This is a genomic window from Asaia sp. HumB, from assembly GCF_030263835.1.
Taxonomy (GTDB): Bacteria; Pseudomonadota; Alphaproteobacteria; order Acetobacterales; family Acetobacteraceae; genus Asaia; species Asaia bogorensis.
Genome location: NZ_JARPML010000002.1, coordinates 2724612 through 2746983, shown reverse-complemented (window position 1 = coordinate 2746983; position 22372 = coordinate 2724612). Strand labels below are relative to the sequence as shown.

19 protein-coding genes and 1 tRNA gene are annotated in these 22372 nt (G+C 60.7%); 6 read left to right on the top strand and 14 right to left on the bottom strand.

The genetic code is table 11. The features are described from left to right. Window positions 1–27: 27 nt before the first annotated feature. From clpX to P5689_RS13460, 5 genes are all read right to left on the bottom strand, one after another. Window positions 28–1296, bottom strand: a complete 1269-nt coding sequence (clpX, locus tag P5689_RS13480) for an ATP-dependent Clp protease ATP-binding subunit ClpX (RefSeq protein ID WP_122049444.1) — start codon at window positions 1294–1296, stop codon at window positions 28–30. Window positions 1297–1503: 207 nt separating this feature from the next. Next, entirely contained in the window at window positions 1504–2142 is a 639-nt protein-coding gene (locus P5689_RS13475) for an ATP-dependent Clp protease proteolytic subunit (RefSeq protein ID WP_023977494.1), read from the bottom strand. Window positions 2143–2284: 142 nt separating this feature from the next. Next, window positions 2285–3616, bottom strand: coding sequence for a trigger factor (tig, locus tag P5689_RS13470; protein ID WP_285533539.1), 1332 nt, complete (start codon window positions 3614–3616; stop codon window positions 2285–2287). Between the two features lie 103 nt (window positions 3617–3719). Further along, a tRNA-Leu gene (locus tag P5689_RS13465) sits at window positions 3720–3804 on the bottom strand. Between the two features lie 99 nt (window positions 3805–3903). Then, a complete protein-coding gene (locus P5689_RS13460; RefSeq protein ID WP_285533538.1) occupies window positions 3904–5367 on the bottom strand; it encodes an NAD(P)H-hydrate dehydratase in 1464 nt (487 codons plus the stop codon). A 95-nt stretch (window positions 5368–5462) separates the two neighbouring features. Here P5689_RS13460 and P5689_RS13455 point away from each other — a divergent pair, with 95 nt between their 5' ends. From P5689_RS13455 to P5689_RS13445, 3 genes are all read left to right on the top strand, one after another. Beyond that, window positions 5463–5945: a hypothetical protein gene (locus P5689_RS13455; RefSeq protein ID WP_285533535.1), complete on the top strand. Its 483-nt coding sequence runs from the start codon at window positions 5463–5465 to the stop codon at window positions 5943–5945. 306 nt (window positions 5946–6251) lie between these two features. Continuing rightward, window positions 6252–8720 carry a DEAD/DEAH box helicase gene (locus P5689_RS13450; protein WP_408868550.1) on the top strand — a complete coding sequence of 823 codons (2469 nt, stop codon included), beginning with the start codon at window positions 6252–6254 and terminating at the stop codon, window positions 8718–8720. 6 nt (window positions 8721–8726) lie between these two features. Then, a complete protein-coding gene (locus P5689_RS13445; protein ID WP_023977499.1) occupies window positions 8727–10013 on the top strand; it encodes a class I SAM-dependent RNA methyltransferase in 1287 nt (428 codons plus the stop codon). On the opposite strand, the gene P5689_RS13440 is transcribed toward P5689_RS13445, so the two are convergent. The 8 genes from P5689_RS13440 to P5689_RS13405 form a co-directional block, all read right to left on the bottom strand. Next, the gene (locus P5689_RS13440) at window positions 10004–10375 is read right to left on the bottom strand and encodes an iron-sulfur cluster assembly accessory protein (RefSeq protein ID WP_285533534.1); all 372 of its coding nucleotides are present in this window, start codon (window positions 10373–10375) and stop codon (window positions 10004–10006) included. The genes P5689_RS13445 and P5689_RS13440 overlap by 10 nt on opposite strands. 14 nt (window positions 10376–10389) lie before the next feature. Beyond that, window positions 10390–10770, bottom strand: a complete 381-nt coding sequence (locus P5689_RS13435) for an SUF system Fe-S cluster assembly protein (RefSeq protein ID WP_023977501.1) — start codon at window positions 10768–10770, stop codon at window positions 10390–10392. A gap of 16 nt (window positions 10771–10786) precedes the next feature. Then, window positions 10787–12025, bottom strand: a complete 1239-nt coding sequence (locus P5689_RS13430; protein WP_408868549.1) for an aminotransferase class V-fold PLP-dependent enzyme — start codon at window positions 12023–12025, stop codon at window positions 10787–10789. After that, window positions 12022–13239, bottom strand: a complete 1218-nt coding sequence (gene sufD, locus P5689_RS13425; RefSeq protein WP_285533533.1) for a Fe-S cluster assembly protein SufD — start codon at window positions 13237–13239, stop codon at window positions 12022–12024. Before sufD ends, P5689_RS13430 begins: the two co-directional genes overlap by 4 nt. Beyond that, window positions 13236–14006 carry a Fe-S cluster assembly ATPase SufC gene (sufC, locus tag P5689_RS13420; RefSeq protein ID WP_062164355.1) on the bottom strand — a complete coding sequence of 257 codons (771 nt, stop codon included), beginning with the start codon at window positions 14004–14006 and terminating at the stop codon, window positions 13236–13238. The genes sufD and sufC overlap by 4 nt, the downstream gene beginning before the upstream one ends. Window positions 14007–14017: 11 nt before the next feature. Continuing rightward, on the bottom strand, window positions 14018–15508 hold the full coding sequence (gene sufB, locus P5689_RS13415) for a Fe-S cluster assembly protein SufB (protein ID WP_023977504.1): 1491 nt from the start codon (window positions 15506–15508) through the stop codon (window positions 14018–14020). A gap of 1 nt (window position 15509) precedes the next feature. Beyond that, a complete protein-coding gene (locus tag P5689_RS13410) occupies window positions 15510–15995 on the bottom strand; it encodes an SUF system Fe-S cluster assembly regulator (protein ID WP_285533530.1) in 486 nt (161 codons plus the stop codon). Between the two features lie 187 nt (window positions 15996–16182). Further along, window positions 16183–17514 carry a DUF445 domain-containing protein gene (locus P5689_RS13405; protein WP_285533529.1) on the bottom strand — a complete coding sequence of 444 codons (1332 nt, stop codon included), beginning with the start codon at window positions 17512–17514 and terminating at the stop codon, window positions 16183–16185. A 251-nt stretch (window positions 17515–17765) separates the two neighbouring features. Between P5689_RS13405 and P5689_RS13400 the strand changes: the two genes are divergently transcribed. The 3 genes from P5689_RS13400 to P5689_RS13390 all read left to right on the top strand — a co-directional run bounded on the left by P5689_RS13400 (window position 17766) and on the right by P5689_RS13390 (window position 21375). Then, on the top strand, window positions 17766–20519 hold the full coding sequence (locus P5689_RS13400; protein WP_285533896.1) for a phosphoenolpyruvate carboxylase: 2754 nt from the start codon (window positions 17766–17768) through the stop codon (window positions 20517–20519). Between the two features lie 170 nt (window positions 20520–20689). After that, a complete protein-coding gene (locus P5689_RS13395) occupies window positions 20690–21019 on the top strand; it encodes a hypothetical protein (RefSeq protein ID WP_285533527.1) in 330 nt (109 codons plus the stop codon). A 98-nt stretch (window positions 21020–21117) separates the two neighbouring features. Further along, entirely contained in the window at window positions 21118–21375 is a 258-nt protein-coding gene (locus P5689_RS13390) for a GlsB/YeaQ/YmgE family stress response membrane protein (protein ID WP_122039212.1), read from the top strand. 48 nt (window positions 21376–21423) lie between these two features. Here the strand turns inward: P5689_RS13390 and P5689_RS13385 are convergent, their stop codons facing one another. Further along, a complete protein-coding gene (locus P5689_RS13385) occupies window positions 21424–22365 on the bottom strand; it encodes an ABC transporter substrate-binding protein (protein ID WP_023977510.1) in 942 nt (313 codons plus the stop codon). Window positions 22366–22372 lie beyond the last annotated feature (7 nt).

The following is a 22372-nucleotide window of genomic DNA, read 5'->3' as shown; positions in this document are numbered from 1 at the left end:
CAGCCCCGGAGTTTTTACCTGATTGACTCAGGCAGATTGTTCAGCGGGTTCTGCAGACTTGCCCTTGCCGTAGACATACACGGGCGCAGCACGGTTCTCGGCGACATCCTTGTTGATGACGACCTCTTCCACGCCATCAAGGCCCGGAAGATCGAACATGGTGCCGAGAAGGATGGCTTCCATGATCGAGCGCAATCCACGCGCACCGGTTTTGCGGGCAATGGCGCGCTGGGCAATCTGCACCAGGGCATCATCGGTGAAGGTCAGTGCCACGCCTTCCATCTGGAACAGGCGCTGATACTGCTTGACCAGCGCATTCTTGGGCTTCGAGAGAATGGCGACCAGCGTCTCCTCGTCGAGATCCTCAAGCGTCGCGACAACCGGCAGACGACCGATGAATTCCGGGATCAGACCGAATTTCAGCAGGTCCTCAGGCTCGACGTCATGAAGCACGGCGCCCAGACGACGATCATCGGGATTCTGCACATCAGCCCCGAACCCGATGCCCGAACCCTTGCCACGAGCAGAAATGATCTTGTCCAGCCCCGCGAATGCGCCACCGCAGATGAAGAGCATGTTCGTGGTATCCACCTGCAGGAACTCCTGCTGCGGATGCTTGCGTCCACCCTGCGGGGGAACAGAAGCCACGGTCCCTTCCATCAGCTTCAGCAGCGCCTGCTGCACACCCTCACCGCTCACATCGCGGGTGATCGAGGGATTGTCCGACTTGCGGGAGATCTTGTCGATCTCGTCGATATAGACAATGCCGCGCTGAGCCCGCTCGACATTGTAATCGGCAGCCTGCAGGAGCTTGAGGATGATGTTCTCGACATCCTCGCCCACATAACCGGCTTCAGTCAGGGTTGTGGCATCGGCCATGGTGAATGGCACGTCAAGAATACGCGCAAGCGTCTGTGCGAGAAGCGTCTTGCCCGAACCGGTCGGGCCGATAAGCATGATATTGGACTTTGCAATCTCGATATCATTGCTCTTCTGGGCATGGGCCAGACGCTTGTAATGGTTGTGCACAGCCACAGACAGCGCACGCTTGGCAATGAACTGACCGATCACGTAATCATCGAGAACCTTGCAGATCTCTTTCGGAGTTGGCACCCCGTCACGTGACTTTACGAGATGCGTCTTGTGCTCTTCACGGATGATATCCATGCACAGCTCAACGCATTCATCACAGATGAAAACGGTTGGACCGGCAATCAGCTTGCGCACCTCGTGCTGCGATTTGCCGCAGAACGAGCAATACAGGGTGTTTTTCGAATCGCCGGTCTTGTTATTCATCGCTGCTCCTCCTCCCCGATCCGGCGCATCAGTGATGACGCCCCGACAGGGGGAACTTCAAACTTAAGCCAGGCGACAGAAGCCCGGCAAGCCCCTCCGGCAAGAGGCAATAATTGGATACCTGGAGGCAATCACAGGACAGGATTGCCCGTTCGCCGCGTAGGGCCCGGCAGGAGGGCCGGACCTCGCAACCGGAGAGCAAGGGCTTTAGCCCGGCTCGGCAACACTCTTGGGGCGTGCCTGAACAACCTCATCGACAAGACCGAAGGCCTTTGCTTCATCTGCCGAGAGGTAGGAATCACGCTCAAGCTTCTGCTCGATTTCCTCAAGCGTACGACCGGTGTGATGACGGTAGATCTCGTTGAGGCGCTTGCGGATTTCGAGGATCTCGCGGGCCTGGATCTCGATATCTGATGCCTGGCCCTGAGCGCCGCCTGAAGGCTGATGCACCATGACGCGGGCATTGGGGAGGCAGAACCGACGTCCCTTCTCACCGGCTGCAAGCAGCAGCGAACCCATCGATGCCGCCTGACCGATGCACACCGTGCTTACGGGGCAGCGGATGTACTGCATCGTGTCGTACATCGCGAGGCCGGCTGAAACCACACCACCGGGGCTGTTGATGTAGAACGAGATTTCCTTGCTCGGATTGACGCTCTCCAGATAGAGAAGCTGAGCCGAGATGACAGCGGCCACCTGGTCGTAAACCGGACCTGTCAGGAAGATGATCCGCTCCTGAAGCAGGCGGGAATAGATATCGAAAGCGCGTTCGCCGCGTGACGTCTGCTCGACGACCATCGGTACGAGCGCGTTGTTGAAGATCTCGACAGGATCGCGATCCCTCATGGCCATTTCCGTTCCTAACTGGCACCGGCCCCATCAGGGCCGGTGTGTGACTTCTCTCATCTTGGTATGGCCACCATGAACGCCTAGAGCCCGTCCGTCAAAAAACGAACGGACTCCAGACATTTCGGCGCGAATCAGACGATCAGAGATCGGCAGGCGGGATTTCTGCCAGCTCTTCCGGCGTGACTTCCTTCTCGGTGACCTTGGCCAGCTCGATCAGATAATCGACAACCTTGTTTTCGAGAATCGGGCCACGGAGACCATCGGCTGCCTGCGGGTTCTTGCTGAAGAACTCGAAAACGGCCTGCTCCTGACCGGGGTAGCGCATGGCTTCCTGACGGACAGCCTGCATCAGTTCCTCACGGGTCACCGTGATTTCCTTGGTGCGGCCGATTTCTGCCAGCAGCAGACCCAGCTTTACGCGACGCTCGGCAATCTTGCGGTAATCGGCGCGCAGGGTCTCTTCGTCCTTGCCCGCGTCTTCCTCATCCATCTCACCCGAAGCGCGATCCTGCTCGACGCGCTGCCAGATCTGGCCGAACTCGCTCTCGACCATGCTCCCGGGCGCTTCGAAATCGGTCTTGCCCGACAGGGCGTCCAGCAGCTCGCGCTTGATGCGCAGACGCGACAGCTGGCCGTATTCGCCCTCAGCCTGCTTGACGATGATGTCACGCACCTGAGCGATGTTCTCGAAGCCGATCTTCTTGGCCAGCTCATCATCAAGCGCCGGATCAACCGGGGTCTTGAGCGCATTCGCCTTGATGTCGAATGTTGCTTCCTTGCCAGCCAGTTCCTTGGCCTGATACTCGGCGGGGAACGTGACCGTGATCACCTTCTCTTCGCCAGCCTTCACGCCCTCGAGCTGCTCGGCAAAGCCAGGGATGAAGCCGTCGCCACCGATCTCGACATTGACGTCCTGCGCCGTGCCACCGTCGAAGGGCGTGCCATCGAGCTTGCCTACGAAATCGCAGTTCACAACGTCACCCGTGCGGGCGGCGCGATCTTCCTCGATCGTCTCGAAGCTGCGCTGACGCTTCGCCAGCTCGGCCAGGGCCTTGTCGATGGTCTCGTCGCTCGGCTTGGCCGTCAGGCGGGTCAGTTCGAGACCCGACAGATCCGGCACGGCGATTTCGGGCAGGACTTCCAGCTCGATCTTGAAAACGAGATCACCTTCGCCTTCACCACCGGAAACCAGCTCGACCTTGGGCTGTACGGCAGGGCGCAGCTTGTTGTCTTCCAGAACCTGGTTGGTGGAGTCGTTGACAGCCTGCTCCATGATCTCGCCGTTCAGGGCGGCGCCATAGCGCTGCTTGACGAGCGATGCGGGCACCTTGCCGGGGCGGAAGCCGGGCAGATTGATCGTGCGGCCGAGCTCGGCGAGACGAGCGGCGCGTCGCGCCTCCAGATCGCCAGCCGGCACAGTGACGGTAAAGCCGCGCTTCAGACCTTCGGATTGCGTTTGGGTAACCTGCATCTGTCAGGCGATCCTCTATTGACCGGGTTGCCATCGGGGCCCCACGCCCGGCTTCATCGCAGCACGGGCAAGGCAGGAAGCCCCGACTAAGGAGAAAATTTTTTGGTACGGGCGGAGGGACTTGAACCCCCACGACTTGCGCCACCAGAACCTAAATCTGGCGTGTCTGCCAATTCCACCACGCCCGCACACTCGGATCAGAGTAAACTGAGCCGTCAAGCGCGCCGCTTTACAGCAAGATCAATCTTTTCACAAGACGGGGTGCTCCACGACATGCCCATAAGCTTTCACACCTGCGCGTGCGCGGCAGCATGAAGGGCGATTGCGAGCGCCCGCGCATCACCAAGACGAGTATCCAGCGCCTCGACAACAGGCCAGTTGCCAGCCTTTATCCCTGCTTCGCCATGCAGCCAGGCCCCGGCACAGCTGGCTTCCCAGGCCGGCATACCTGCCGCCAACATCGTGGCAATCACACCGGCCAGCGTGTCTCCGGAGCCTGCCGTGGCCAGTGCAGGACTCGCATGATCGTTGAGCATCACCCGCCCATCCGGCGCCGCGATAATGCTCACAGCCCCTTTGAGAAGCACCACGCAATCAAGCTTCTCCGCCGCAGCACGCACGGCCTGGACCAGATCCTTGCCAGGGGCACCGAATAATCTGGTAAATTCTCCGATATGGGGCGTGATGACCGACACGCCGCGCAGCTTGTCCGGAACGCCATCGGCCCAACCAAGTGCTCCGGCATCCGCAAGAACGATACGACCAGCGCGGAGCAGGCTCGGCAATGCCGCCTCCACTTCCTCAGGCGTCAGTCCCGGCCCGCAGAGCCAGACCTTGCGCCGTTCATCGTCCAGTAAAGACGGCAGTGGCGCATCGTCGATCACTAGTCCGGCCGCACCCAGGCGATAAGCCTGCGCAGCTTCGCCAGCACTGATCCGCACGAGCCCAGCCCCACTGGCCCTCGCGCCCGCTGCCGCAAGACGTGTCGCGCCAGGCATGACCGCCCCGCCACAAAGACTGACGACGCCGCGACTATATTTATGATCACCCGGCGACATGGCCGGAATGGCCCAGAGCGCGGGATGGTTGAGCCACATGTCCGGTGCGGCGTGCGCCACGCAATCTTCCGGCATGCCGATATCCGCACAGATCACTTCCCCGCAGATTGATCGCGCAGGATAGAGCACGTGTCCCGGTTTGGGCCGCACGAACGTGACACTCATGAGGTAATCCGGCACCTCACGGGAGGCACTATCATTGGTCAGCAACTCGCCAGTGCGACCGTTCACAAAGCTTGGCAGATCGATCGCCACCAGCTTTTTCGCGCTGTCCAGTACGGTCATCACATCGTCCGATGGCGCCCGATCAAGCCCGGCTCCAAAAACAGCATCGATCACCAGATCGGCGCGTGCCGCGCTTTCCTGATCAAAAGCGGCATGCCTGCCATGAAAGCGCGCCGCTGCCTGAGCAGCTACGGTGCCTGCGCGAGGCGTAGCCATCGCCGCCACCTGAACCGGCCACCCGGCGCGCTCGAGATAGCGCGCCGCCACATAGCCATCGCCTCCATTATTGCCGGGCCCACACAAGACCAGCACACGGCACGGGGCGAACCGCGCTCTGACGGCCTGCGCTACTGCCCATCCAGCACGCTCCATCAACGCCTCGATGCCAATGCTGTGGCTCGCCATTTCATCCATTGCGGCACACTGGGCAGGATCCGGCAGGCAGAAACGTAGCGGCAAGGCTGTCATGAATTCACTCCACTGTTGATGATTTCGCGCATACTGCTAGGGAACGTCGCAGCAACCCCGTGTATTCATGATGCCGCCCTTTTGAGGGCTGGTTCATGCGCGAACCGACCCGTTATGGAGCCCCCATGTCGAACCCGTTTCTCTGGAGCCTCGTTCTCGCCATCCATCTGTTATGCATGGCGTACTGGATTGGCGGCGGTCTCTATGCAGCCATTGTGAGCCGCAGCACCGTGGCCCTTTTGGAGCCCGCACAGCGCCAGAACGTCCAGATGCAGCTCATTGCGCGCTATTTTCGTACCCTGCTGCACATCATCCCGACCGCGCTGGTGACGGGGTGGCTGCTTGTCATTCATACGGGTGGCTTTGCGAATATGAGCCTGCCGATCAACCTCATGCAGGGTCTTGCGCTTGTCATGGCGCTGATTTTCGTGAGCGCTTATCTCGGTCCGTTCCAGAGCCTCCGCCGCGCCATCCGTCCGCAGCCTGCCCTTTTTAACAAGGTCCGTCAGCGCGTGATCATTATGGTCGCTGTTGGTGTCCTGACCGTGCTTTGCGCGGCCATGGGCGGAAACATGTAAACAGGGACTGACCCCGCCGCGCCCCTGCCGCTACGGGCTGGCCGCGGCAGGCGGAATGAGAGACACGCAAAATACCCCGTAAAATCTTGCCTTTTGCCTGATTTCGCGATAACGCACAGGCAATTGGCCAGCATTACGGGCTGACCTGTTTGAGAATATGCAGCGCCACGGCACCGCATCATTTCTGGACCTCCAAAGTTATCAGAGAGCAGTTTGACCGCAAAATCGACCGCAGGTTCTGCAAAGACCTCCACCACACGCAAGAAACGTTCCACCTCAAAGACGGAACAATCCGTGATGGAGGCCGTGGCTGACACACAGCCGCGCAACAGCGAACCCGAGGCCTCGATTGCGTCGCCCGTCGCGAAGGCTGCACGCAAGACAAAGACTACGGCAGCGCGCCCGACCAAGGCACGCGCCACGAAGGCGGCTACAGCGAAAACCGCTCCAGAGCCCGAGATCAACGCGGCAGACTCTGCCAGCGCCAAGACCCCGGCCAAAGCCAAATCCACGACGCGCAAGGCGAGTAAACCCGCAACTGCGGGCAGCAAGGCAGACGAGCCAAAATCAGCTGGCCGTCGTTCTTCACGCGGCAAGGACGCCAGCGCAACCGAGATCGAGGCCGTCGTGACCGCTCCGGCCGATGCGAGCCCAGAAGTGCCCGTCTCGCCCGAGCAGCCCGCCAAGCGCAAGCCGGGTCGCCCGCGCAAGACAGCTGTCGCTGCAGAAATTGCAGAAGGCAACGTCAAAAGCGGTAACACGGCAGCGCCAGCAGAAAAGCCACGCCGTGGCAGGAAGCCCGCTGCGCCCAAGCCGGAAGAAGCGATCGCAGAGGCCGTTACACCTGTCACGGACGAGCCCAAGTCTCGCGCTGGCCGTCCTTCGCGTCGCAACAGCGCCCCGAGCACGACCCCGGCGGAAACACGCAGCCGCGCTGTGAAGAAAGCCGCCGAGAAAGCTGCTGCGCAGGATAACGCGCCAGTCGTGAGCAGCACCACGGTTGCTGAACCCGAGGCCCCTACCCCCGCGGTTTCTGAGCCTGAAGTACAGACCGACAGCCGCGCGACGCGCTCGCGTCGTCGACGCGGGGGCAGGAACTCAGCCCGTACGTCTGCTACTGATGCATCGTCTGTCGACGCCGCGCCGGAAACGCAAGACATCCCTCCTGCGAGCACGACCGAGGCAGCCAAGGCCGATCCAGCACTGCAAGCTATCATTGATACGCCCAAGCCGCTCTTCTCCGAACTCGGCCTTTCTGCACCGATCATGCGTGCCATCGAGGAAATGGGGTACGAGCACCCAACCCCGATTCAGGCACGCGCCATTCCGGTCGTCTTGAGCGGACAGGATGTGCTGGGTGTCGCCCAGACAGGCACCGGCAAGACAGCGTCCTTCACCCTGCCCATGCTGGAGAAGCTCGCAGGCTCGCGCGCTCGCGCCCGCATGCCGCGTTCTCTCATCCTCGAACCGACGCGCGAGCTTGCGCTGCAGGTTGCCGAAAACCTCACACTCTATGGCAAGCATCTGCGGCTCAACCATGCCCTGCTGATTGGTGGCGAGAGCATGGCTGACCAGCGTGCGGTACTTAATCAGGGTGTTGATATCCTGATCGCCACGCCGGGTCGCCTGATGGATCTTTTCGATCGTGGCGGGCTGCTCCTGACCCAGACCGGTATCCTCGTCATCGACGAGGCGGATCGTATGCTCGATATGGGGTTCATTCCCGATATCACGCGCATTGTGTCCATGCTGCCAGTGCGCCGCCAGACCTTGCTGTTCTCGGCGACGATGGCCCCGGAGATCCGCACCCTGGCCGATCAGTTCCTGCATCTGCCTGAGGAAATCACGGTTTCCCGTCCCTCATCGGTTGCCACGACCATTGAGGAAGCGCTGCTGGTCGTTGATGAACACGACAAGCGTCGCGTCCTGCGCAAGCTGCTGCGTCGCGAGAACGTGCAAAACGCCATCGTGTTCTGCAACCGCAAGCGCGATGTGGATGTGCTTTACAAATCGCTGCACAAGCACGGCTTCGCGGTTGGGCACCTGCATGGCGATCTGGCGCAGTCGCTGCGCTTCAAGACGCTGGAACGCTTCAAGGCTGGCGAATTGCAGATTCTCGTCTGTTCCGACGTCGCGGCTCGCGGCATCGATATCGGCGGATTGTCGCATGTCTTCAACTTCGACCTGCCCTTCAATGCCGAGGACTATATCCACCGCATTGGTCGCACGGGACGTGCGGGCAAGACAGGTCATGCCTTCAGCCTGGCCTCACCTCGCCAGAAGCTTCTGGCTGAGGGTATCGAGAAGCTGAAACACGCGCCAATTCCCATGGTCGAAGTCGAGGGTATTGAAACCCTCCCTTGGGCCGATCCGGAGCAGGAAGGCGGGCAGCATGAACGACGCGAGCGGCGCGGGAAGGATCGCGGCGGGCGCCAGAACCGCCACGGCGAAAACCGTGACCGTGACCGTGACCGTGACCGTGACCGTGACCGTGACCGTGACCGTGACCGTGACCGTGACCGTGACCGGGCTGCTACGTCCGAACCGACGCGTCAAGCATCGCGCCCGAAGCAGGATGCAGCGATCGAGCGCCACTCTGGCGAGCATGCGAGCGCCGACCGTGGTTCCGTTGCGCCGACGAACGCCTTCGATCACGACGCACCACGCACCGGCTTCGGCCACGAGACCCCGGCCTTCATGCTCCTGCCGCGTCGCAACCGGCGGGTCGAGAATGAAGATCAGGTCGGCCCGATCCAGCATCGCGGTACTGTCTGAGCGATCATGGCATCCCTGATTGATACAACCGTTCTCTCCTACGGGGCGAACGGCGACGGGCTTGTCCTTATCGATGACAAGCCCGCCTATATTCCGCAGGCCGTCCCCGGAGACCGCCTGAAGCTGCGTGTTGGCAGCGATCGGCATATCGAGGTTCTCGATATCGAGAGCGCTTCCGCCAATCGCGTTGCCCCTGTCTGCGCGCTGTTTGACAGTTGCGGCGGCTGCTCCATGCAGACAACCGCCCTTCCGGCACTCCTGGAATGGAAGACGGGTCTTGTGGCGCACGCGTTGCAGCGTGCGGGCTTCGACAATCTGCCCCGTATCGAGGCCATGCAGGTGCCGGTTGAAAGCCGTCGCCGCATCGATCTAGCGTTCCAGCGCCTGCCCGGCCGGATTATCCTCGGGCTACATCGACGCCATGGCGATGTCGTGGATATGACCGAGTGTCATGTCATCGATCCTGCCCTTTTTGCACTGCTCGCTCCTTTGCGCGAGGTTCTCGGCTCGCTCGGCGCCGTCACAGGCGGGGGTGATCTGCAGATCAATCTCTACAGCTCCGGCCCCGATATTCTGCTTTCGACGGACGCGGCTCTTGTGCCGACGGATCGGGTAAAGCTCGCCAATTTCGGCAAGACACATAAGATCCCGCGTATCTCATGGCGCTCGAAACGCCGCCCGAATGACGGCTATGAAATCGTTGCCCAGCAGGGCCCGGTGTTTCATGCCTTTGGCAGCGTGAAGCTTACACCGCCCCCCGGCGGGTTCCTGCAGGCCAGCGCCCAGAGCGAGACTGCCATTGCCGAGGCCGTCCTCGCTGCTCTGCCTGCGCTGAACCGCCGCGATCCTATCGTCGAGTTGTTTGCTGGTTTCGGCACATTAACCGTGCCTCTCGCGCAAAAGGGCCGTGTCCTCGCCTATGAAGGCCACTTCGAGGCTATTGCTGCGTTGAAATCGGGCGCGATTGGCCAGCGTATCGAGACAACGCATCGCGATCTGACGCGTCAGCCGCTTATTGCGAAGGAATTCGAAAAGGCGCGCGTTGTCGTTCTGGACCCGCCTCACGCGGGTGCGTTGATCCAGATGGATCATATCGCACGGTCCAAGGTGGAGGACATCATCTATGTCAGCTGCAACCCGCAGGCGCTGAACAAGGATTCGGCGCTCCTGAAAAAGGCGGGTTACGAGGTGCTGTCGATCGCGGTGATCGACCAGTTCCTCTGGTCGACCGAGGTTGAAGCTGTAGTAACCTTTACCAGAAGCAAGAAACGGCTTTCACGTCGTCAGACGTGAAAGCTCTCGCCACAGCCACAACGGCCCTTCTCATTCGGATTGGTAAAGGTGAAGCCGGATTCGAGATCCTTGATCTCGTAATCCATCACCGTACCAATCAAAAACAGTGTCGCTTTGCGATCGATCAGCACATCCACCCCGTGATCGGTAACGCGCTCATCACCGGGTGACACGCTCTCCACAAAGCTCATGTCATAGGACATGCCTGAACAGCCACGCGTGTTCACGCCAATACGCAAAAGCTGGCCCTTGTTTGCGCCCTCATAGAGCTTCTTCAGCCGTTTGGCAGCGCGTTCGGTCATCTGCATCAGGGGCGGCAGGGCACGCTTCACCGGTGCCGGGGCGGTTGTCGTATCGCTCATGATTCTCTCCCGGTTCAGAACATGTTCAGCGCAAGGCGGGCATCGTCGCTCATGCGGCTCATATCCCAAGGCGGATCCCAGACAATCGAGACGCTGGCATTGCTGACACCGGGAAGCGCCGCCACAGCCTCGCGCACCTGCTCGGGCAATTCCTGTGCGCTCGGGCAATTCGGGGCGGTCAGCGTCATTTCGATATCCACGCGACCATCATCATGCAGGTCGATCGCGTAGATCAGCCCCAGCTCGTAGATATTGACCGGTATTTCCGGGTCATAAACGGTCGCGATAGCCGATATGACGCTATCCTCGTCAGGAACACCGGCGTGAGCTTCCGGCGCTGGCGTTTCCGCCGGAGCGCCAAGCGGTCTGGTCAGGATGTGACCTTCTTCAGACATGAACGACCTCCCTTGGTCAGACCAGCATCTGACGGGCGCGTGCTACGCCCTTCACCAATGCGTCGATATCATCTCGTGTGGTGTAAACGCCGAAACTGGCTCTGGCCGTAGCGGTCAGACCAAGGCGTCTGATCAGTGGCTCGGCACAATGCTGGCCAGCACGTATCGCAATACCCTGCCGATCCAGCAGCACCGCCAGATCATGTGGGTGCGCGCCCTCGACAATGAAAGAGACCACACCACCCTGTTCTGCCGGAGAACCGATCAGCCTCACGCCTTCGCTGCCACCCAGCACGTCACGCGTATAGGCCACAAGCGCATTTTCATGGGCGGCAATGGATGCAGCACCCAGCTCTTCCATAAACGAGAGCGCAGCGCCAAGCCCGATCACCTCGATGATAGGGGGCGTTCCCGCCTCGAACTTGTGCGGAATAGCGGCCCAGCTCGATTTCGCGAAACTCACCGTCTCGATCATTTCGCCACCACCAAGGAATGGAGGCATGGCATTGAGCAATTCGCTGCGTGCCCAGAGCACACCAATCCCGGTCGGACCGTAGAGCTTGTGCCCTGTGCAAACGAAGAAGTCAGCGTCCAGATCCTGCACGTCGATCGCGCGATGCACGGCCGATTGTGACCCGTCGAGCAGGATCTTCGCCCCGTATTGATGGGCCAGACGCGCGAGTGTCTTAGCAGGTGTCAGCGTGCCTAGAACATTCGACATATGCGTGATGGCCACAAGCCCGACGCGGCCATCGGCCAGCAGGGATTCATAGGCCTCGAGATCGAGATCGCCGGTCTCGGTAATGGGGGCGACGCGCAATTCGATACCGGCGCGGTCACGCAGCATCTGCCACGGCACGAGATTGGAGTGATGCTCGAGTTCCGAAATCAGCACCGCCTGACGCGGCTTGAGCAAGGCGCCATAGGAATGAGCAACGAGATTGATGGCCTCGGTGCTATTGCGTGTAAAAATGACCTCATGACGGTCGGGCGCGTTCAGAAAACGCGCGACCTGCGTACGCACCGATTCATAGGCTTCGGTCGTACGCTCGCTCATCCAGTGCAGCCCGCGATGAATATTCGCGTATTGATGCTGCATCGCGTGAATCATGGCTTCGATCACGCAATCCGGTTTCTGCGACGACGCCGCACTGTCCAGAAAGACCAGCGGGCGGCCATGAACCGTCTCGGACAGGATCGGAAACCGGCTGCGCAGGGCAGCAAAACGGTCGAGCATGTCGATTGAGGACATCATCCCTCTCTTTTTTGCCACCAGGTATCCACGCGCTGGTCAAGCAGGGCATGAGCCGCCTCGTCAGTCACGAGAGACAGCGCATCCAGCAGGAAGGCGCGCACGAGAATAGCCCGTGCTTCCGCATAGGGGATGCCGCGCGCGCGCAGATAGAAAAGCTGCTCGTCATCAAGCGCACCAACGGTCGCGCCATGGCTGCACTTCACGTCATCCGCATAGATTTCCAGCTCGGGCTTGCTGTCAATCTGGGCCTTCTCCGAAAGGAGAAGCGCCTGGTTCATCTGATAGCCATCGGTTTTCTGAGCAACGCGATGAACGTGAATCTTGCCCTGGAACACGCCATGAGCCGCATCCATGAGCACATTCTTGACGGTCTGGCGCGAATTGCAATCGGGCGCGGCGTGAGTGATCACCGATGTAAGATCGGCATGCTGCGCGTCAGCCAGAAGCTGGGCCGCATTCACATGCACCATCGCATGCTTTCCAGCCAGATGCGCCAGCACCTCATGACGCGAGAGCCTGGCCCCCAGCGTCAGGGTGAAGCTGTCATACGTTCCATGCTCAGCCACGCAGGCATTGACGAAAGCCAGATTGGTGGCCTCAACGCTGTCCTGCTGGACGCGCAGATGGGTCAGATGCGCTTTTTCGGCAACCGACACCGTAAGGCTCGGATTGGCAAGATAGCCCCCCTCGCCCGACTGGATGTCGAGCAGGGTCAGCGAAGCCCCGGCCTCGAGCGTGACCTGATGCGCAAGATGGGTCGAGACCGGCGTATCGGTCGTTACCAGCGAAACGAGGCAGACCTGACCGGCCTCAACGTTTTCCGGCACAACCAGAGACAGACCCGGCTGACGCAGGGCGTTGTTGAGCACGCTCAAGGGCCGATCGGCCACCAGCGATGCCACGTCGCTCGTGATGACAACACCCTCAGGCAGGCGTGTCAGCCCGGAAACCAGCGACCCATTGATGAAGACAACGCGATTCCCGGTGCGCGCTTCAGGTGCCAGACGAGCGAGGAGCGCTTCCGCATCACCGAGCGACACGGGCTTTGGCGCGTCGAAGCTCGTTTTTTCAATCTCACGAAGCGGCGTATAGCGCCATGCTTCTGCACGACGCTGGGGCAGGCCCTGCTGCGCCAGCAGCGCGCGGGCCTCACCCTCATGGGCACGTGTCAGAAACGACCCGACCGCAGGCGACAAGGCTGCGACGTCGCTCATGCCACCGCCTCGAGATATTGCTGATAACCCTGGGCTTCCAGTGCGAGCGCCACTTCTGCGCCACCACTATGGATGATGCGTCCCTTGGCCATGACATGCACGCGGTCCGGCTGAATATAATCCAGCAGACGCTGATGATGGGTGATGATCAGCGCCGAGAAATCAGGCCCGCGCAGGCTGTTGACGCCCTCTGCCACGATACGCAGGGCATCGATATCAAGGCCACTATCGGTTTCGTCGAGGATCGCGAATTTCGGGCGCAGCATGCGCATCTGAAGCACCTCGTTGCGCTTCTTCTCGCCGCCCGAAAAGCCGACATTCACGTTGCGCTTGAGCATGTCGTCCGACATGTGCAGGTGCTTGGTTTCCGCGCGAACTGCCTTGAGGAATCCCACAGCATCCAGCTCGTCTTCCTTGCGGGCGCGACGAACGGCATTGACGGCTGTGCGAAGGAAATTCGCGTTATTGACGCCCGGCAACTCCACGGGTGCCTGGAAGGCAAGGAACAGACCGAGTGCTGCACGCTCTTCCGGCTCGAGGGCCAGCAGATCCTCGCCCTGGAAGGAGGCGCTGCCACCCGTGACTTCATAATCGTCACGCCCGGCCAGCACATAGGACAGGGTCGACTTGCCCGACCCGTTGGGCCCCATGATGGCGTGAATCTCGCCCTTGGGTACTTCGAGATCCAGACCGCGCAGAATCTCCTTGGGGGTTCCGTTGTCGTCGATCTGCGCACAGAGACCGGAAATTTTCAGAAAATCATTCATGTTGCGGCTCTTTATCCGACGCTACCTTCAAGACTGAGTTGCAGGAGCTTCTGTGCTTCCACTGCAAACTCCATGGGGAGTTCCTTCAGGACATCCTTGCAGAACCCGTTGACGATCAGACCCACCGCATCTTCCTCCGACAGGCCACGGGACCGGCAATAGAACAGCTGGTCCTCGGAGATTTTCGAGGTGGTCGCCTCATGCTCGACACGGGCCGTCATGTTGCGGTTCTCGATATAGGGCACGGTATGCGCGCCACACTGATCACCGATCAGCAGGCTGTCACACTGCGTGAAATTACGGGCACCGCGTGCCTTGGGCATCATGCGCACCAGTCCACGATAGGTGCTGTCCGAATGTCCGGCCGAAATGGTCTTGGCGATGATGGTCGAGCGCGTATTTGGCGCCAGATGGATCATCTTCGTGCCCGTATCTGCCTGCTGGCGGTTGTTGGTCACGGCCACGGAGTAGAACTCGCCCACCGAGCCCTCACCCGCCAGAATGCAGGAGGGATATTTCCATGTAATGGCGGAGCCGGTCTCGACCTGTGTCCAGGAGATCTTGGCATTGCGACCGCGGCAGGCGCCACGTTTGGTCACAAAATTATAGATGCCGCCCTTGCCGTTCTCGTCGCCGGGATACCAGTTCTGCACCGTCGAATACTTGATGGTGGCATCGTTCATAGCCACCAGTTCGACCACGGCTGCATGAAGCTGGTTCTCGTCGCGCATCGGCGCGGTGCAGCCCTCGAGATACGAGACAGTCGCCCGATCCTCACAGATGATCAACGTACGCTCGAACTGCCCGGTATTGCGGGCATTGATGCGGAAATAGGTCGACAGCTCCATCGGGCAACGCACACCCTCTGGCACATAGACAAACGAGCCGTCAGTGAACACGGCGGAGTTGAGCGCAGCAAAGAAATTATCACTGACTGGCACAACCGAGCCGAGATAGCGCTTCACCAGCTCGGGATGCTCGCGAATGGCGTCCGATATCGGGCAGAAAATCACGCCAGCCTCTTCCAGAGTCTTGCGGAATGTCGTCACCACCGAAACGGAGTCAAACACGGCATCGACCGCTACGGGCAGGCGTGCCTCAGGCTCGCCCGCGCCCTCGACCCCGGCCAGAATGGCCTGCTCGTGCAGCGGGATACCGAGCTTTTCATAGGTCCGCAGCAGCTCGGGATCGACTTCTTCCAGCGATTTCGGGCCGGGTTTCGTCTTCGGCTCGGCGAAGTAAAAAGCATCCTGATAGTCGATGGCAGGATAATGGGGCTTCTGCCAGCTCGGCTCTTCCATGGACTTCCAGGCGCGAAAAGCCTGGAGGCGCCATTCGAGCATCCATTCGGGTTCCTGCTTGCGCGCGGAAATGAACCGGATCGTGTCCTCGCTCAGGCCCTTGGGCGCGAACTCCATCTCGATCTCGGTCTCGAAACCCCATTTATAGGTCGACTGGCCAAGGGTTTCGACGGCTTCGCGTGTTTCGGTTACGGCTGGCATGTCATCCCTCCCTGGCAGGATGCTGGTCGTGATTTTCGGCGTGATCATGCGCCACACAGCGTGACGCCGGCATGAAGCCCCCCGAGAGATGGGCACGGCTCATATCCGCCAGATTGATGGCCTCAAGGGTCGAGCGAATGGCCGTGTTCACCATGTCCCATTGCCCCGAGGAGAGAGAGCAGAGCGACTTGGCCTCGCACACACGCCCCTCAACGCAGGCCGTAAGTGCAATCGGACCATCGACCGACGTAATGACGGCAGCGATCGAGATATCGGAGAGCGAACGGGCGAGACGATAGCCGCCACGTGCCCCGCGATGCGAGGCCACAAGCCCGTCTGCTGCCAATCCCTTGAGGAGCTTGGCAACTGTCGGCTCGGGCACACCGGTCGCACCCGCGAGCGCAGTAGCTGTCATGAGCGTGTCCTGTTGGCCAAGCTGCACGAGCAGAACCGTAGCGTAATCAGCGAGTTTCGATAACCTGAGCATCCTGCTCCCTCGATCAGTTCCGCATGAACAGAAATTAAAGACCTAAATGGTGCTATTTTTCTAGCAGATGCGCGTCCGAGGCTCCCGCGTCAACCCTTTTCGCCTTTTGTCATGAGGATAAAACAGGTGGTTGTGCATCCTGCGCGCCACGTGTGACCGCACAGGCCTCGCAACGTAGGACGATGGGTCAGCCCAGATGGCCGAAACAGAGCCGCATGAGCATATCCAGCACCGCGCCCACCACGAAACCAACCAGAGTTCCGTTGATCCGGATATATTGCAGATCACGCCCTACACGCTGCTCCAGTCGTGCCGACAGTTCCGCAGGGTCCCACCGCTCCATGACGGAGGCGATATAGGCTGCCAGCTTGTCACGCAGCGACGGCAGGATACGCACAAGTGTCGTACGCAGCGTCTGCTCAAGGCGCGCGCGCATGGTGGGGTCGTGGTCAAGCTGGTCAGCCAGACTCTGCAATGCCGTCTCGATCACGCTGCGGCTCCAGCCATTCTCACAGGCCAGATCATCTTCAGCGAGGGTCCGAAAGCGCTGCCATATCTCGGACCACCACAGCTTAAGGCTGTCATGCCCAAGATAACCGCTTACGGCATCGCCAAAACGCGCCCGCCGCTCGGGGTCCTGTTCCAGCCGGTCGATCTCGGCACGTATCCAGCTGGTGAAACCCTCGCGCAGCTCGGAGTCCTGAGGGTCGATCCGCTCGAGTTCCAGATAGAGGGCCGTGATCACACGATTGGCGACAGAGGGGCCAATGGCCCAGCCAATCATACGACCGCCCTGCTCACGCACACGCTCCTCAATGAAGCTGCGCAATGTTGTCTCGCGTTTCTGCACGGCAATCTTGAAACGCTCCAGCAGCGCCGAGAGCACCTCCTGATGCAATTCATCCTCAACCAAGGCGCGCAGCGCACGGGTGATGACGTTGATGGAGGCCTCACCACGCGCCAGCACCGGCAGTGCTTTGGCAATGGCAGCACTGGCCCGCCCGTCCTCCAGACGGTCCAGCATGTCCGGCACGCTACGACGGAGGGCGGAGGCCGTGGCATTGGCAGTGCGCGGCTGCCGCAACAGATTGGCCAGAATACGGGCGACATCTGCCGAGGCCAGCGCCCGCCCGGCATCCTCCTCAGTGAAAAACTGCGTTGAGACGAAACGCCCCAGCGCCCGTGCCAGCCGGGGCTGCTGCCGTGGCAGAACAGCCGTATGCGGAATGGGCAGCCCCAGCGGATGGCGAAACAGTGCCGTGACCGCAAACCAGTCGGCAATGCCGCCCACCACCCCGGCCCGCGCCCCGGAACGCAGCACTTCCAGAACAAGGCCGTCCTTCACAAGACCCATAGCCGGCAGCCCGGCCGATACGACCATGAGCCCGCCCATACCGACCAGCAGCCCGCCCGCCAGACGGCGGGACGCCCTGAGCGCGGCGAGCGCCTCGGCTTCGGTCGTCGAGGTTTCGGCAGGTCGTTGCGTTGGCGGCGGATTCTCGGAAAACGCTTGTTGCATGATGGATCGATTACCACCGGCGGGATAAAAAGTCCTGCGCCTCCCGCAATCCACCATTGCCATCACTCTTGGGGCATGGAAAACCGGGCGCAGTCCGTGAACTGAACATAAGCGAGAGTGCCTTGTCCAATACCGCGCCGCATCACGCCTCTTCCGGAACGCCTGCCCCGAAACCCGAGAGCAAGGCCGATCCGAAAACCGTGCCGGACCTGCGAGATGGCGCAGCTTTTGCCGAACGTCTCACCGGCGAGATGCAGGCGCTTCAGGACCGTGCCGCCCATGAGCGTCACGCTCCCGACCCGATCGAGACCCTGTCGAGCCAGATCGGTGATGAACTGATCGACGGTGCCCTGTCAGTTCCCACGCTTGAAAACGCGGTGCGCGTCCTGCGTGATGCGAATCTGAAGCAGCGTGCGGCTCGTCTGCGCAGTTATGTCGGGCTCAAGGACGAGACCACACCGGCAGCACGCCTCGCCGAGGCTGCGCGCCTGACCGTGGAAAGTTGCGACAGCGTCGAGACGCTGGTTGCGCGCCTATCGCGCCCCGGTTTTGCCGCAGTGTTCACCGCCCATCCCACCTTCGCGCTGGCCGATAATGTCTATCGTCACATTGTCGAAATGGCCACCGAGCCGAGTCATCGCCTGCCCGAACTGAAATCCCATCGGCGCGAAGCGGCCCCGACCCTCGCTCACGAGCAGAATCTGGCGCTGACAGCCATATTGCGCGGTCGCGATGCCCTCGACATCTTCAACGCGGCCATTCTCGATCATGCCAGCAAGCGTTGGCCGGATCAGGGCGACACGCTCGGCACGCTCGATATCCGCACCCTGATTCTTGCAACCTGGGTCGGGTTCGATACAGATGGCCGCAGCGATATCCATTGGTGGGACACGCTGCGTATCCGGCTGGCACTCAAGCGCACGCAGCTGGAGCGCCTGCGCACACAGCTCGAATCTCTCCTGCCGCAGTGCTCGCAACTGGTCGCCCGCATCGATGTTGCCCTTGGCGCAGTCAAGGAGCAGGAAGCCGCCTGCCCTGACCAGCAGCATCACGACGCCAATGCCATCGCCGCCTTTGCGCAGGCGCTGGTAAGCCGACGCGAATCTGCCCTGATTTCCGCCGAGACGCTTCGCCCCCTTTTCGATGAGGCTCTGACGCTTATCGATGGGGAAAAGCGCAGTGCCCTGCTGACCGCACGTTCGGGCTTCATGGCGCATGGCCTTGGTGCTGCGCATATCCACACGCGCCTCAATGCGACACAGATCTACAACGTCGTGCGCCATCGCCTCGGCATCGAGGACGACCCGACCATTCCCTCACGCCGCCGTCTGGTGCTGTCACAGATCAACGAGGCGCTGGAAGGGATCAAGGAACCGATTCCTGTCGATTTCGGCGCGGTGATGATGGAGCAGTCCTCTGCTGGCCGTCTCATGATGACGATGGCGCAGATCCTCAAGCACATCGACAGCGCCACACCCATTCGCTTCCTGATTGCCGAAACAGAAAGCGGCTATACGCTTCTCGCCACTCTCTGGCTGGCCCGCCTGCTGGGTATTCGCGACGAGCAGATCCAGATTTCACCGCTCTTTGAGACGCAAAGCGCCCTCGAACATGGTGAGATCATTCTGGAAGAGGCTTTCCGCTCACCGCATTGGCGCCAGTATATCCGCAATAACGGTCGTCTCTGCCTGCAATTCGGCTATTCGGATTCGGGCCGCTATATCGGCCAGCTTGCTGCGACGAACCTCGTCGAGCGCCTTCGCCTGCGTACCCTGTCGCTCATGCAAAAGCATGGCATGCAGGATATTGAGCTTGTCCTGTTCGACACCCATGGCGAGAGCATCGGCCGTGGGGCACATCCCTTCAGCCTGTCGGACCGCCTCAGCTATTTCTCGCCCGATCATACACGCGGTCTATTCGCGAAAGCCGGTATCAGCCTGCGCGAGGAAGCCGCTTTTCAGGGTGGCGATGGCTATACCCTGTTTGGCACGGCCCCGCTGGCAGCTTCAACGATCGCTACGCTTGCAGAGCATCTCGTGCGCCCGCTCTCCACGTCGCGCGATCCGATTTATGACGAGCCCGATTTCTCCGCCGACTTCTTCTCGACCATCGCGCTCGACATGAGCAGCCTTGTGGAAGATCCGGGTTATGCGGGGCTTCTCGGCGCATTCGGTCCGGCACTGATCGACAAATCAGGATCACGCCCGTCGGCCCGTCAGGGCGATGGTATCAGTGTCACGCGCATCACCCATCCCAGCCAGCTTCGCGCCATCCCGAACAACGCCATTCTCGAGCAGCTCGGCTGGTGGACCAATGTGCTGCAGGGCTTCGGTACGGCTGCATCACGCCACCCGGAAACATTCGAGAAACTGGCCCGCAGCAGCCGTCGCTTCGGCCTTGCGCTCGACTTTGCCCGCCAGGCCGCCGCCCATTCGGATATTGGTGCCCTGCGTGGCATCGTGCGCCTGCTTGACCCCGGCACCTGGCTCGACCGGGCGGCCTCGGCACGCAATGAGGAACAGCGAAGCCAGCACCTCGTTCTCGCCGATGGTCTGGAGGGGCTCGAATTCTGGCGCAGCCTGCCTGCCATGTTCCGCCGCATCCAGGCTGACCATATCGCGCTCGAATCTGTCTGGAGCCACACGCTCAAGATGAGTGCGCAGGAGCGTACGCTGCACGCCATACGTCATGCCGTGATTGGGCAGATCTGGCTGCTGGCTACACGCATCCCGTATTTCAGCCCGCGCAACGATATCAATCGTGAGACCCTGCTGCGCCTCGTGCTTCAGCTCGAAATTCCCGCCGTGCTCAAACGTCTTTCGGAAATTTTCCCGCAATCCGCGGGTATCGTGACCGATCTGGACTTTCACGAACCGAGCGGCCCGCGTGACGATCACGGCTTCACGCGCGAGCATGAGGAAATCTTTGCCCCGATGGCACGCCTGTTTGCCCTGCTGCGTGAAATCAGCGTGGCGGTCATGCATGCCAATGGGTCGTTCGGCTAAGTCAGTCTCCCCATGCAGTCCGCCCCGCCTCTATAGGGGGCTGGACGGCATGGCCGGGCGCGACAGCTGAACAAACTTGTCCTGCCATCGTTCATGATCTGTACGGCGCATCTTGCGCCCCTTATCTGAAGCGGCCCCTAGACGGCCTGCATCTTGAGCAAGGACAGATCATGATACGATACGCTGCTCTGGTTATGGCACTCGCCGTACCCGGCCTCGCACAGGCCGCAGAGACAACGAGCATTCTTCCTGAGTCGGGGGTGAAATCACCCTATTCCGCCCCTGCCGTGCCGACAACGATGAAGCCGCTCGCCGGCTCTCTCGCCTCCCTGCTCGACCAGGGGTATGCCATCACCACAACGACACAAACCGGGCCGGAACTCGTCCTAACGCTGAGCCAGCGCGGCCACGTGGTGTTATGTGCGCTCACACCCCCGGACCTGCGCAATGACCAGAATATTCCGACATCGCGATGCTGGGCGCTCAACGCAGCGCATTGACCTGTCACCCTTGCGACGCAAGTGGCACGTGTCATGACGAACGCTTCGTGATACTCACGGTAACGTGATAGACTATCCTATCCAATCAAGGAGATGACATGCATCTGATCTGGACACTGATTGTCGGTTTCTTTGTGGGACTGATCGCGAAATTCCTGATGCCCGGCCGTGATCCGGGTGGTTTTATCATCACGATCTTTCTCGGTGTGGCTGGTGCGCTGCTGGCGAGTTGGATCGGCCAGAAGCTGCATTTCTATCATCCCGGCCAGCCTGCCGGTTTTGTTGCGTCCGTATTCGGCGCCATGATCCTTCTGCTGATCTATCGCCTGTTCGTGGCCAACAACCAGCAGAACTGAAAAAATCCCCCCGACGCCTCAGCACCGGGGGGATAGCTGCGAGGCGATTTACTCGCCAGTCCAGCCCTTGTAGCTGCCAACATTGTCACGTGTGATCAGGGTTGGCGGCATCAGGCGCACCGTACCCTTGGCAACCTTGCCATCCTTGATGGCCTGCCCCATCGCCACGCCGTCCTTGCCCATTTGGTAAGGGTCCTGGCTGGCCGAGGCCACCACCGACGAGCGCGGGTCCTTGAGCGACGAAACGATATCGGGCGCACCGTCGACAGAGGTAACGACAATTCCCTGACGATGGGCCTGGCGAATGGCCAGGTCACCACCGATTGCCTCGGGGTCATTGATCGCAAACACACCCTTCAGGTTCGGGAAGCGCACAAGGAAGCCCTGCATCACCTTGAATCCGAGATCGCGCTCGGCACCACCATTCTGGTCGTCGCTGACGATCTTGATATCAGGGTACTTGGCAAGAACCTCCTTGCACCCCTTCACACGATCGATAATCGACGAAACCTGCGGGCCATTTTCGATGGCGACCTCGCCCTTGCCGTCAATTTTCTTGGCCAGATACTCGCAGGAGATGCGCCCAGCGGCAACGTTATCTGTCTGCACCGTGCCATCGACACCCGCCGAGGCCACGTCAACCGCAATGACGGTCGCACCGGCCTTCTGCACACGTTTGACGGCGGGCATGACGGCCTGCGGATCCACACCATTGAGCAGGATCAGATTCACGCCAGAGGTGACGAAGCTGTCCATCTGCGAAAACTGCTTGTTGAGATCGTAATCAGCCGACAACGCATTGATGCTGGCGCTTGGAGCGATGCTCTTGAGCTGGGTTGTGGCGCCCTTCACCAGCGCCACGAAGTAGGGATTGCCGAGTGAGCCGACAGAGACACCGACATTGCTGATGCCATCAGCCCGTGCCGCGGGCGCCGCCAGAACGGTGGAGAGAGCGAGAGCACCGAGGAAGAATTTCGTACGAGTGATCATCTTGAAA

What these genes read in the sequence shown, in the direction of transcription:
- P5689_RS13455 (WP_285533535.1), top strand. Translation starts at nt 5,463, where the DNA reads ATGCGCGAACCGACCCGTTATGGAGCCCCCATGTCGAACCCGTTTCTC.
- sufB (WP_023977504.1), bottom strand. Translation starts at nt 15,508, where the DNA reads ATGCCAGCCGTAACCGAAACACGCGAAGCCGTCGAAACCCTTGGCCAG.
- tig (WP_285533539.1), bottom strand. Translation starts at nt 3,616, where the DNA reads ATGCAGGTTACCCAAACGCAATCCGAAGGTCTGAAGCGCGGCTTTACC.
- sufC (WP_062164355.1), bottom strand. Translation starts at nt 14,006, where the DNA reads ATGAATGATTTTCTGAAAATTTCCGGTCTCTGTGCGCAGATCGACGAC.
- P5689_RS13385 (WP_023977510.1), bottom strand. Translation starts at nt 22,365, where the DNA reads ATGATCACTCGTACGAAATTCTTCCTCGGTGCTCTCGCTCTCTCCACC.
- P5689_RS13410 (WP_285533530.1), bottom strand. Translation starts at nt 15,995, where the DNA reads ATGCTCAGGTTATCGAAACTCGCTGATTACGCTACGGTTCTGCTCGTG.
- P5689_RS13390 (WP_122039212.1), top strand. Translation starts at nt 21,118, where the DNA reads ATGCATCTGATCTGGACACTGATTGTCGGTTTCTTTGTGGGACTGATC.
- sufD (WP_285533533.1), bottom strand. Translation starts at nt 13,239, where the DNA reads ATGAGCGACGTCGCAGCCTTGTCGCCTGCGGTCGGGTCGTTTCTGACA.
- P5689_RS13395 (WP_285533527.1), top strand. Translation starts at nt 20,690, where the DNA reads ATGATACGATACGCTGCTCTGGTTATGGCACTCGCCGTACCCGGCCTC.
- P5689_RS13435 (WP_023977501.1), bottom strand. Translation starts at nt 10,770, where the DNA reads ATGTCTGAAGAAGGTCACATCCTGACCAGACCGCTTGGCGCTCCGGCG.
- clpX (WP_122049444.1), bottom strand. Translation starts at nt 1,296, where the DNA reads ATGAATAACAAGACCGGCGATTCGAAAAACACCCTGTATTGCTCGTTC.
- P5689_RS13460 (WP_285533538.1), bottom strand. Translation starts at nt 5,367, where the DNA reads ATGACAGCCTTGCCGCTACGTTTCTGCCTGCCGGATCCTGCCCAGTGT.
- P5689_RS13475 (WP_023977494.1), bottom strand. Translation starts at nt 2,142, where the DNA reads ATGAGGGATCGCGATCCTGTCGAGATCTTCAACAACGCGCTCGTACCG.
- P5689_RS13400 (WP_285533896.1), top strand. Translation starts at nt 17,766, where the DNA reads ATGCAGGCGCTTCAGGACCGTGCCGCCCATGAGCGTCACGCTCCCGAC.
- P5689_RS13430 (WP_408868549.1), bottom strand. Translation starts at nt 12,025, where the DNA reads ATGATGTCCTCAATCGACATGCTCGACCGTTTTGCTGCCCTGCGCAGC.
- P5689_RS13405 (WP_285533529.1), bottom strand. Translation starts at nt 17,514, where the DNA reads ATGCAACAAGCGTTTTCCGAGAATCCGCCGCCAACGCAACGACCTGCC.
- P5689_RS13440 (WP_285533534.1), bottom strand. Translation starts at nt 10,375, where the DNA reads ATGAGCGATACGACAACCGCCCCGGCACCGGTGAAGCGTGCCCTGCCG.
- P5689_RS13445 (WP_023977499.1), top strand. Translation starts at nt 8,727, where the DNA reads ATGGCATCCCTGATTGATACAACCGTTCTCTCCTACGGGGCGAACGGC.